Annotated in this window: 11 protein-coding genes; all 11 read right to left on the reverse strand. The window is 63.1% G+C overall.

Annotation, left to right across the window (positions count from 1 at the left end; genetic code table 11):
* Nucleotide 1 precedes the first annotated feature (1 nt).
* A complete protein-coding gene (locus FHW96_RS19085) occupies nt 2–1609 on the reverse strand; it encodes a hypothetical protein (RefSeq protein ID WP_172342179.1) in 1608 nt (535 codons plus the stop codon).
* 95 nt (nt 1610–1704) lie between these two features.
* Nucleotides 1705–2286: a hypothetical protein gene (locus FHW96_RS19090; protein ID WP_172342180.1), complete on the reverse strand. Its 582-nt coding sequence runs from the start codon at nt 2284–2286 to the stop codon at nt 1705–1707.
* 37 nt (nt 2287–2323) lie between these two features.
* Complete coding sequence (locus FHW96_RS19095; RefSeq protein WP_172342181.1) at nt 2324–4000, reverse strand: CAAX prenyl protease-related protein; 1677 nt, start codon at nt 3998–4000, stop codon at nt 2324–2326.
* Nucleotides 4001–4038: 38 nt separating this feature from the next.
* Nucleotides 4039–5376, reverse strand: a complete 1338-nt coding sequence (locus FHW96_RS19100; RefSeq protein WP_172342182.1) for a hypothetical protein — start codon at nt 5374–5376, stop codon at nt 4039–4041.
* Nucleotides 5377–5623: 247 nt separating this feature from the next.
* Nucleotides 5624–5815 (reverse strand): hypothetical protein, encoded by a 192-nt coding sequence (locus FHW96_RS19105; RefSeq protein WP_172342183.1) that lies wholly within the window; start codon nt 5813–5815, stop codon nt 5624–5626.
* 14 nt (nt 5816–5829) lie between these two features.
* Entirely contained in the window at nt 5830–7263 is a 1434-nt protein-coding gene (locus FHW96_RS19110; RefSeq protein ID WP_253951078.1) for a sugar transferase, read from the reverse strand.
* Between the two features lie 36 nt (nt 7264–7299).
* Nucleotides 7300–7905 carry a CatB-related O-acetyltransferase gene (locus FHW96_RS26600; protein WP_216650971.1) on the reverse strand — a complete coding sequence of 202 codons (606 nt, stop codon included), beginning with the start codon at nt 7903–7905 and terminating at the stop codon, nt 7300–7302.
* Nucleotides 7902–8975, reverse strand: coding sequence for an acyltransferase (locus FHW96_RS19120; protein ID WP_172342184.1), 1074 nt, complete (start codon nt 8973–8975; stop codon nt 7902–7904). The genes FHW96_RS26600 and FHW96_RS19120 overlap by 4 nt, the downstream gene beginning before the upstream one ends.
* Before the next feature lie 17 nt (nt 8976–8992).
* A complete protein-coding gene (locus tag FHW96_RS19125; protein WP_172342185.1) occupies nt 8993–9523 on the reverse strand; it encodes a hypothetical protein in 531 nt (176 codons plus the stop codon).
* A 6-nt stretch (nt 9524–9529) separates the two neighbouring features.
* A complete protein-coding gene (locus FHW96_RS19130; protein ID WP_172342186.1) occupies nt 9530–10498 on the reverse strand; it encodes a glycosyltransferase family 2 protein in 969 nt (322 codons plus the stop codon).
* A gap of 36 nt (nt 10499–10534) precedes the next feature.
* The gene (locus FHW96_RS19135) at nt 10535–11584 is read right to left on the reverse strand and encodes an acyltransferase (protein ID WP_172342187.1); all 1050 of its coding nucleotides are present in this window, start codon (nt 11582–11584) and stop codon (nt 10535–10537) included.
* Nucleotides 11585–11599: the final 15 nt, after the last annotated feature.

Here is an 11599-nt window from a genome sequence, read left to right on the forward strand (position 1 = left end):
CTCAGCGCTTGCGGGCGAAATAGCCGCTGAGCACCTGATATTTAACGGAGGTGGCCAACGGCTGGTCCTGCCAGTTGAGCAGGCCATGGCCCCCGGCGGCGGGCGGCATCACATCGCAAAAGTGATTGAACAGCGTGGTCCCTTGCGCGAACTGGATGTCGAGGAGGCGGCGATAGGCCGGACCTATCTGCGGATCAGCCTGTGCCGCGGCGAACAGGGCGTCGATTTTGGCCCGTGACGCGTTTGGAACCATGCCTGTTTCGAAATCAGTGCCGCCTTCATAGACGACCATTCCCAGACCATAGCGGCGCGCGATGTCGCGGTGGATGGCGATGGATGCGCCCGATGCGGCGATCGCCGTGTTCAGGCTGTCGAGCACCTGCGCCGGGGTGTGCGTGGCGATCTGGGCGGCGGTTTCAGGCTTGGCCATGTCGCGATAGGGATAGGGCGAGACATAGCCGCCCACCGCCAGCACATCGGCCCGGCGATAGGTGTCGCGATAGGAGAGGATGATCTCGGCCTCGCGCGGCCAGTTTTGCTGTCCGGCGATGACATGGGCGATTTTGCGCGCGTCGCGCCCATAGACTGCATTCCAGATGTCGAACATCTGCGTGGCGCGCAAGGCATACCAATAGAGCCCGGCATTGGCCTGATCGCGCCTGCTGTCCAGGCCCATGCTCGCGCCCATTTCGCGGGCATAGCGATAGTCGGAGGCAAAGCGACCGTTCCAGATCTCGTTGGAAAATTCGATATAAAGATGCAGGTCGGGGCGCAGATGGGCATGAACATAGGTGGCCATCTGGCGGATGTAATCGTCCGAGGCGCGGACAGGCACGTTGAGCCATGGATCGGCCCCCATCCGGTTGGCCAGAGCGATCTGATATTCCAACGCCACGCCGGTGCGCGTCACTGGCTCGGTCGTGGGTGAAAAGCTGAGTGCCTGCGTGGCGTAATCGGCGGGGCGGCGGTCGGCCCATTCCACCACTTCGGATCGCGCGATGCCGGCCCATGGCATGAACCGGATCGTGCCAAAGGGTTTGAGCGCGCGCAGAAAGGGCGGATAGAAGGGATCGCGCCGATAGGTCTGTTCAAAACCGGGCAGGATGACGCGGATGTTGCGGATGGGGTCATCGGGCGCCGTGGCGTTTTCAACCAGACAGATGCCGCTTTTGGCCGGATCGGCGCTGGGCGTGACATCGATCAGCAGGCGGCCGGGGCGGTCCTCCACGATCCGCAGGCTGCCCCGCGCGGTCAGTTCGCCGCGCCCGTCATAGAGCACCGTGTAGAGGCCCGCCGGATAATGCCCCTGATTAAAGCGCTGAAAGGCGCAGGCATGGGCGCTTTGCCCTTCGGCCAGCTCGGTGATCCAGCCATTGGCCAGCGTGGTCTTGCCCCGAAAGGCCGTGCCCCGGATGATCCACGGATCGAATTGCTTGAACACATCGACAAAGGGGATTTCGGGAAAGGGGCTACCCAGCATAGACAGGTTGATGCCGAGGCGGGGGCTGTCGGGGCGCCATCCGCGCGATGCGGCGGGCGATGGGCCGGACACCGTGCATGATACGCCGGCGGCAAGGGCCAGCAGGCAGGCGAGGCGGGTTCTGATCATGAAAAGTCCCAGTAAGGAAAAAGGGCACCGCAAGGGAATAACCCCCGCGATGCCCTCTTCAGACAGACATGTCGTGCAAGGAGCAGGTCACCCTATCAGGCGGCCAGACCCTTTGCCTTCATGCGATGACGGCCTGCGATAAGCAGCAGGACCATCAGCAACAACGCCAGCGGCAGTTTGGCGCCGTCGATTTCCGGCGCGGCCACGGTCGTGGTGAAGTTGGTGATGTTCAGGGTCGCCGTCGAGTTGGTGCTGCCCTTGGTATAGGTCAGCAGCCAGCCAAACGTATCGCCTTCGCTCAGATTGTACGAATAGTTGCCCGACGAGCCGGTAAGAGCCGTCGAAACACCGTTCACCACAAAGTTGAGCGTATAATTGACCGCCGAGGTCGAGTTGGTCACCACCGAATAATCGAAGCTGAACAACCCGTTGGCCAGCGCCGTATAGCTGACGCCCGTGACCGAGCTCCTGCTGGCGTTGGTCTTGGTGGCCGCCGCCGAAATCAGAGTATCGGTCGACGAGAGCGGCGCGGTCTTGTTGTTGTAGGTATTACGCGAGTAGGTGTAGTCGGTGAAGTCAAACAGCGGTGTGGTTGCTGCCGACGCCATCGACGGAAAGGCAACAGCAAGCGCCAGGAAAAACAGCGCCGCCAGCCTTGCAAAGATTCCATTTTTCATGAAAATCTCCCGATGGTTGGGTGGTTGGCCGGGGGAATTACAAGTAATTCCATTGGCCGGTGGATAGGGCATACAGGCACAGGCATGAATTGGTCACACAATGCGCCAGTATTGCGTCGGCGTATTGGCCACGGCGCATTTGGACTGCGCCATAGACCAGGCCTGCTGCAATCCCCGCCAAAACGTCTGCATGCACCAGGCCAAAGACGATCGACGTTGCCAGCAAAGCGCCGGCGCGGGCGATCGGGCGGGGAAGGGTGATCTGTGCGCGGTCCGCCAGCCAGGGCAGCAGAAAGCCGCGAAAGGCCATCTCCTCCACCAGCGGCGCCAGCAGCACCGATCCGGCCAGACGAAACGCCAGCCAGAGACAGCTTGCCACAACGGGCACACCGAAAAGCGTATCTTCGAAACGGGCCGAGACCAGCGGATCGGCAGGCACCAGCGCGATCCACAGGGCAAAGGCGACCAGCCCGGCCAGCACCGGCAAAGGCGTGACCTGCCACCCGGCCAGCGGACGCAGATCTTTCATCCGCCACAGCACAGCACCCACGACGATGACGCCGATCGGATAGGGCCAGTCGAATTCGCCCGAGATAAGCCCCAGCAGCAGCAGGCAGGCGATCATCGCCATTTGCGGCACGATCAGGCGAATGTTGTGATGCCCGGTTGGGGCGGGAGCATAGGCGGGGGCAGGGGCCACTTGCTGCGCGTGCGTCTGACCGTCAACCGGCGTCCGACTGGCAAAACGGCGGATCGCCATGGTAAAACCGGCGCAGACCACCACCAGCGTCAGCACGCCGAAATTGCTGTGAAACCCGTTGACCGCGATTTGCGGCGACCAGTGATCGCCAATATAAAACAACATCGCCAGACGCAGCGCGTTGATGACAAAGGTCAACCCTGCCGCCACCACGATCAGCGCCAGCGCGCGGCCCACATACAGGCGGCGGCGCTCCAGCGCGACCAGCGTGAGCAGCAATGCGGTGGTCAGCAACAGCCCCTCGATCCCGGCGCAGGACGGGGCGATCGACACGGTAATGTCGCCGGTCTGATAGAGCGGCCATCCCCGCTCGTTGATGCCGATCGGGTGGATGGGGTTGCCCGCCAGCAGGCTGAACCAAGAGGCGATGGTGACGCAGGCGTCGGTGATCGCATAGGAATTGGCGCTTTGCGTGCGGTCCACATAATGCCACGCGAACATTGCCAGCGTGATGGCGCCGCAAAGCGCGAGTATGTCGCCCAGACGCCGCCCGCCATCAAGCGCCCCGGCCGGGATCGCGACCAGCCAACCCGTGGCCAGATAGGCCAGCCACAGCGCCGGGGCGGCCAGATAGAACAACTGGGCCGCGTTCAGGCCGGATGTGTCGAGCGCCATCAGCGGCGGGCTTATCACCGATCCGGCCACCAGCATCAGGCCGATAGCGCCATGCCCCAGCGCCAGAGCGCGCGGCACCGGGGCATTCAGCACGCGCCCGATCAATCCCGCATCGCCCATGGCCGCATGGACCAGCCCCGCCGCTCCGCCCAGCACCAGCCCTTGAATGAGAGCGGGAAGCCACGTCAGCACCTGTTGCAGCAGACTGCCCGACAGGTTGGGGTTGGCATATTTCGTGTCCGAGGCCAACACGACCAGCCCCAGCAACGCGATCTGGCCCAGCGCGGTCAGGATGCGCGGAGCATGGGCGGCAAAGCTCGATGTGGCGGTGGCCGCCATGCTTGATTTAGGCGTGCTTTCAAGAGAGGCCCGCCCCATCAGAACACACTGGCCAGCAAGGCGCCCTGGGCGGCCAGCAGCAGCACCAGGCCATAGCGGCGGCGGCGCATCGCAAGGCGCAGATCGCGTGCATGACGCCATGTCATTACCGCCAGACCCGCCGCGCAAAGGGTCAGGCCGGCGATCACGGGCGTGTCGATGGCCGGCCTGACCATGGGGTTGGCTCCCAACACCACCAGCCCCAAAAAGCCCACGCCCAAGGGCAGCAGCAGCGCGCAGGTGATGCGCACATAGCGTTCATAACTGATGACCACGAGATAGGAGGGCGTGCGATATTTGTCGTTCTGCTTGGTAAAGATCAGCACCGCGCAGGCTACCGACCCCAGCAGGGCCAGGATTTGGGCCGACCAGATCAGTCGCCGCCGCATCGGATTTTCATCACGGGTCAGCGAGGAGGAGGCGCGCGCCATGGCTGCGGCCATGGCGGCATCGTCGACCTTCACATCGGCGCGGGCCAGCAGTTCGGCATTGGCCCGCTCGATCACCTGCGCCGATTTGACCTGCCGAAGCTGGGCTGCCAGCGCCTCGCGCAGCAGCGAGGGATCGACCGGATCGGCATAGGCGCCGTGCAGCACCAGCAGATGGCAGCTCTCGCCCTTGCATTGCACGCTGACCTTGCCGGGTGCGGCGTCGAGTTGCTTCAGCACGGCCAGATCCTCAGGCTGGATCTGTTCGCTGCCGTCCCAATTTCGCGACATGCCGATGCGAAAGGCCGGATTTTGCGCCCAGACCAGATTGAGCTGAAACTCGCCGGGGGTCATCCCGGCCTGTTTGCGCCATTCAGGCAGGCGGCTGGTCATTTCGGCCTGCGCATTGGGGGTCAAGGCGGTCAGATCGGCGCGCGAATAGTGATAGGTGCGCCGCCCGGCGAAATAATCGGGATGGGCGGCGATGAAATCGTCCACCTCGCGCGGGGAAACCTCCACCCCTTGCAGGCGGCTGCTGTCATAGGCGGCCAGCACGAATTTGCGCCGCTGGGATTCCAGCGCGGCCTGCAACTGGGGGTCGCTCCTGATTGCCTTGCCAAAGGCGGCATCGACCGCCACCTCGGCCATCATGGTCTTGAGCGTCTGCAGGCGCACGTCCTGCGAAACGCGGGTGGGCCCGTGTTCTTCCTGAAGGCGGCGCGAGAGATCCTCGTCAAAGATCCGGATACCGTTGACCGTGGCGATGACGGCCCCGTTACGTGCTCCATTATTGGCCGCAGTGCTCGTTACTCCGGTGGATACAGCATTGCCTTGGGCGCTGGCCCCATCATGGGCGCCAATCGACAAGAAAAAGGCGACCGTCGCCGTCAGCTTACGCAAATTGAACAAGACATCTCCATCCGCCTGGCTCAAAATCGTCGAGCTTCATCGACAGGGCCGCGTAAGGGCCTGCGATGATTGTGGCATCCGGGTGGCAAAGTAATGGACAATGAGGGTGCAGGGCTATTGCGCCCTCGGTTTAGTGCGTAGTCTTTCGGGTTATGCGGTGAGTGCGAAAAGGGGCAAATATGCCAAGAACAGGTCTTTAAAAGAATTGAGAAAATAATATTCCGCGCCGCAATAAGAATCACCAGAATCAACGACTCTTGGGAAAACTGGTCACAGTATAACCCATGATCCTGGTCTTGAGCGGGGTGACCGGATCGACCATCAGCCCAGCCAAGTCGGCCGTAGCCGAGGGTGCCACGGGCGGTTGCGACAAAGACAGGGTGGGCGCGGCGAAGGAGGCCGCGACAACCAGGGCAAACAGGGTGGTTCTGATGGTCATTGGGTCCTCCTTCGTCAAAAGGCCCGCGCGTGGATCAGCACGCGCAAAGTGCCAAGGATGATCGCCATGTCGCGCCAGATGGTCCAGCCATCCAGATATTCCAGATCGGCCTGCAAGCGGCGCGTCAGGTCGTTTTCGGTCTGGGTTGCCCCGCGCAGGCCGCGCATCTGGGCCAGCCCGGTCAGCCCCGGCTTGACCGCATGGCGCAGCCAGTAGCGCCGGTCGACATCCCAGAACAATTGCTCGCCTGCCAGCGAGCCAATGGCATGGGGGCGTGGGCCGACAATGCTCATATGCCCGCGCAGAACATTGAAAAGTTGCGGCAATTCATCAATGCTGCTGCGCCGGATCAGGCGTCCGACGGGGGTGATGCGGTCATCGTCGCGACTGGCCGAACGCGCGCCCATGGCATCGGATCGCTCCACCCGCATCGAGCGGAATTTATAGATGGGAAAGAAGCGGTTGTTGCGCCCGGTGCGGTTTTGCACAAACAGCACCGGCCCGCCATCGCCCAGCCGGATCAGCAAGGCGACCACCGCCAGCAAGGGCGCCAGAGCCAGAATGGCCATGCCCGCCACCGCCACGTCAAAGGCGCGCTTGGTCGCGCGCTGGCTCATCGACAAAGGCTGGATCGATACGACCAGCGCGCCGTAATCGGCCCCCCGGCGCGAACCCAGCACATCGAGCATCCGCACATCGGCATCAAGGATTTCGCCCGAGACATTGGCGCTCTTGAACACTAACGACCATGCCTCGCGTCGGCGCGGCGGACAGGAGACCAGCACACGGTCCATTCCCTCCATATAGCGACCAAGGCGGTCAAGCATATGCGGATCGGCCAGATCGGGGCGCAGGCCATGATCTTGCGCATTGATGCAAACGCCATGGGGGATGGCGGGCACTTCGCCGCCATCGTCGATGATCAGCAGATTTTGCGCATGGGTGCCGCACCGGCGCCGCACAACCGGGCGCAGCATCAGCCGCAGCGCGATCATCAGCGCCATCGTCAGCCCCAGCCCCGCGCCCACCGCCAGCACATCATTGCCCCGATGCGGCGCATCATGGCTCAGCAGCGTGGCCGAATGGGCCAGCAACAGCGCGGCATGGGCCATCAGCAAGGCGGCGATGGCCTTGCCCGGTGCGAGCAGGCGATTGGTCAGCGTGGCCAGCGCATAGGCGGGCAGGAGCAGTGCGATGGTCCAGTAGATCGGCACCAGCACGATGGCATGGAATGGGGGCGGCGGGGCGAGGCGTGCGGCTCCGGCATAGCCCAGCACAATGGCCAGCCCATCGCCCAACATCAGCGCCAGATAGGATTGCAGCCTCCTTTGCCGCATCGGGGGCAATCGGGGCGGCACGGCCGGGGCAGGTGTCAGGCGGGGCGGGGCGGCGGGGCGGATGATGCCGGGGCGCTCTTCGTCCAGCAGGCCGAATGAGGTGGGGCGCATGGGTCCTCTTTCCTGTGGTTGGGTTGAGGGGGATGCTCAGGGGTTCAATGCGGCCAGACTGGCCGGATCGGGATGCAGGATGGCGCGTTTGTCGCGCCGCCAGATCTCGGCCAGCGCGGGCAGATCCTTTTCCCACCAGCGCAAGGCCTCGATGGCGGCGATGGTTTCGGGATCGAAGCGCATCCGCATGAGGCGAGCAGGCACGCCTGCCACCACGCTGTAGGCGGGTACGTCGCGCGTGACGATAGAGCCCGCTCCGATCACTGCTCCGCGCCCGATGAATTTGCATCCCGGCAGGATAATCGCATGATGGCCGATCCACACATCATCCTCGATCACCAGCGTTTCGGCATGGATCGTATTATCCTCCACCACGCCGAAACGCGCCTCATAGACGAGAGGATGGGTGGTGAGGGCATCGAGATCGTGATTGGCATCGACCACCCGGCAGGTCTTGGAAAACGAGCAATAGCGTCCGATCCGCAAAGGCCCCGGAATCCGCCAGCGATCAAAGCAGCCATAGGAATAGAGGCCGACATCGATATTGTATTTCCGGCGAAATTCCTCGCGCACCCATGGGTCGAAGGGTTGCCGTTTGCGCCGCAGGAAGAATTTTGCGCGAAAGAGCAGATCTTTGATCAAGGCAGGGTCCTGAATTGGGGGCTTGGGGTGGCCAAGGGGGTTTGTGGGCCTGAGGGCCGCGTTCGACCCAGACGCATCGCGGGCTGTTCCACCAGCTTCCAGCTTATCCAGCCCGCCACCAGCGCGAGGCAGGCCGTTACGGCGGCATTGAGCCAGACATTCATGCCCGGCGCATAATGGAACAGCAGCTTGCCGATGGGCCAGGCATAGAGATAGACCCCATAGGAGATGTCCTCTCTGGCATTGATCCGCAGGAAGAGCGGGTTCTTGATGCCAAACGCCAGCCAGAGCAGCCCATAGCCCCCCAGCAGCACCAGCGCCGTTTCGGCGAGCGCATGGGAGAACATTGCCGGGATCAGCACGAGCGCCCCCGCCAGTGCCACCCTGCCGTTGAAAGCGGGCGACACGAGGCGAAAGCAACTGCCCGCCATATAGGCCAGTGTGAGCCGGACCAGATCTTCGGGCTTGCCCAGTAGCGCGACAACCACCTTTGGCGTGTTTGGCAGCGGATGGCCCTGCGCCCAGATATGGGTGAGCGCCAGCATGCCGGTGAGACCCAGCATCAGGCGGGGCCGTCTCAGCATGCCGACGAGACCCAGCAGGCAGGTCAGCAGGTAACAGGCGAATTCCAGACGGATGGTCCACATCGAACCGTTGAGGGCGGCATAATGCGATCCGGCAAAGGCATCATCCAATTGCGGCGGGCGCAGTCGCGCTATGTTCAAAACTGCCATCGCCCATTCCTGCGGACGCAGAGCGTTCAGATCGGCTCCTCCGAGCGGCCCCACGATGAACAGGCAGAAGGCGCTGGCCACCACAAAGCCGGGATAGATGCGCGCGAAGCGGCGGCGCAGAAAACCCTTGCTGTTCGAAAGCATGCTGGCCGAAATCAAATAGCCGCTGATGATGAAAAAGCCATCGACGGCCAGATCGCCGAAGCTGAGTGTGCCAAAGAGGCTGGTCAGGATTTCGCGATGGCGGTCGCCATAAGCCATTTCCGGCGCATGGCTCAGGATAACAAGCAGGGCGAGCATCAGGCGCAGCGCGCCAAAGCCATTCTGTCGGGACATGGATGAAGTTCCGATTATCAATAGAGTCTGGCGCGATGCTGCGGCGATGGACGCAGCCGGGCCAAAAGCGCGCAGGCGCCCACCGTAACGGTCAGGGCGAGGTCGATGATGTGATGCAGGTGCAGCGGGCCGATGGGGTAATAAAGAATGGCATCGGTGCCATGCAGCGAGATCGCGCGCATGACTGCCAGACCGGCAAGCGCCATGGCGGCCACCCATGCGGTTGTCGCCCGCCCCCGGCGCAGCGATCCGCCCCACCGGCGCCAGGCCAGATAAAGCCCTCCCAGCGTCAGATACAGCACCGGCACCTGCACCAGCCGCCGCTGGTCATAGAGCGCGGCGGCCTGGCTCCATCCGCGCAGCCATTGGATCATCCAGCCCTGCGCGCCCAGCAGCCGCCAGAACGCCAGCAACGCCATCAGTGCGGCGATCCGACGCCACAGTCGCCCGCCATGCGGCCCGCCCCGCCGCCCGGCGTTGAGCGCGGCCAGCAGTGCCACCAGCAGATAGATGCCGCACATCGCGGCAGCAGGCCCGGTCTGGCCCATGGCCGGTCACCCGGCCGCCTTGCCCGAGGGATAACCGTAGCGCCATTCCTCGCGCTGGGCCCATGCCGCGCGCCAGTTGGCCGCCACTTCGCCAAAGCGGGCCGGGCGCAGCCTTGCGGCCAGCCCGTAGCCGACGCGGCGGATCAGCACATTGGCCACGATGGTGGCCGCGCCGAAATTACGCCAGCCCCATGGATAATGCTGTTTGATGATGGCGATATGCGCGGCCGAGATCTGACAGATCTTGCGCGTATGGCTGCGTGTGCTGCCGCCGCCGTAATGGACGATGGTGGCCGAAGGGGTGATCATCGGCTTGGCCCCCAGACGGATCGCACGGGCGCAAAGGTCTGTGTCATCGCCATACATGAAATAGCCCGCGTTAAAGCCGCCAAGCTGCTCCCAGAAACGCTTTTCGATCAGCAGCAGACAGCCGGTGACGATATCGACCCGCCGCTCGCTGTCGCGCAGCCATCCGGGATAGGCGCGGGGGTTGAAGAAGGGCGAGCGCGGAAACAGCGCGGTAAGGCCCAGCGCCTGGCTCAGTTGGTTCCACGGTGTCAGGCGGCCATAGCACGAAGTGGGGTTGAGCGAGCGGTCGCCAAACAGCGTGCGCCCGCCCCAGATTTTCGCCTGCGGCTCACGGCGGCTGAAGGCCATCAGATTGTCGATCGCCCGGTCCAGCACCACCGTATCGGTGTTGAGCAGCAGGATCTTTTCGCCCTTGGCCTGCGGCACCTGCAGATTGGTGCCCACCGAAAAGCCGTGGTTGACCGTTTCGGCCATCACCACGACATCGGGAAATTGCTCGCGGATCGCCTCGACCGAGCCGTCCGAGGAGGCATTGTCCAGAACGATGATCTCAAAGCTGGTGTCATGGGTCTGTTCATAGACCGAGGCGATGCAGTCCAGCGTCATCTGCCTTGTGTTCCAGCTGATGAGCAGAATGGAGAGTTCGGGCGCGGGTGCGGTGTTCACGTCGGGCGTCCTTTCATGATGGGAATGCACGGCCGATCAGGCCGCGCGATAGATGCGGTTGCGATAGGCAAGGCGATAGGGAACGGTTTCCACCAGCCGATGGACCACCCAGCCCCCCGCCAGCGACAGGCCCAGCGCGAGGACGAGATAGACCGGCATGGTCAGCGCCCATGGCAGGCGTTCGACATGCAGCCTGTGTCCGGCCATGCGCAGCGCCATGTAGACATAGGGGTGAGTCAAATAGAGCGAGTAGCTGATCGTGCCGAGAAAGGTGAAAGGGCGACTCATCAGCAGGCGGGCCAGCGGGTTGCGCTCGTCGAGAACATCATGGACAGCAACCAGCGTGGCGGCCAGCAGCGCCAGTGCGATCAGTTGCAGGCCTGTCTGCGAGAAATAGGAGCGCGGGTCGAAATCGAAGAAGGTGGCAATGATGAGGATCGCCCCGAGCGCCAGCACAAAAGGCAGATTGCGACGCGGAGCAAGGGGACGCTCCATCTTGCTGGCCATGAAATAGAGCACCACGCCGCCGATGAAATAGGCGGTGATGTCATAGGCGGTCAGCACCAGCAAAGAGAGCGCCACGGCGCAAAGCGCGCGCACCGGATGAAAGGTATCACGCCGCCGGATAAAGGCGTCGATGACCAGATAGGTGCAGATATAATACCAGACTTCCAGCGTGATCGACCATGCATTGGGGCTAAGCGCCTGGGTGCCGGCGAAGATGTCGAGGAAGAACAGATTGGCGAGCAGGTCGGTGGTCGATCCTCGGTCGGGCGCGATGTGCAGCGCGCGATTGGCGAGGAAATAGAACAGGGTGAAAAGCGCAAAGACCGGATAGATGCGCATGAAGCGCCGTCCGGCAAATTCGCCGGGGCTGTATTTCAGACAGCTTTGCGTGATGACATAGCCGCTGATGACGAAGAACAGTTCGACGCCATAGGTGCCCAGATTGGCCAGACGCGGCATGACGGCGGCCAGCAAGGGGTCGTCATGATAGAAATGGTCGTAAAAGCCGAAGGAGACATGGGCGCACAGCACCATGAAGGTGGCCAGACCGCGAAGGCCGTGCAAGGGGCGGCTGAACATGGGGTGGGCTTTCCA

The sequence above is a fragment of the Novosphingobium sp. SG751A genome (assembly GCF_013149295.1).
In the GTDB taxonomy this organism is placed as follows: domain Bacteria; phylum Pseudomonadota; class Alphaproteobacteria; order Sphingomonadales; family Sphingomonadaceae; genus Novosphingobium.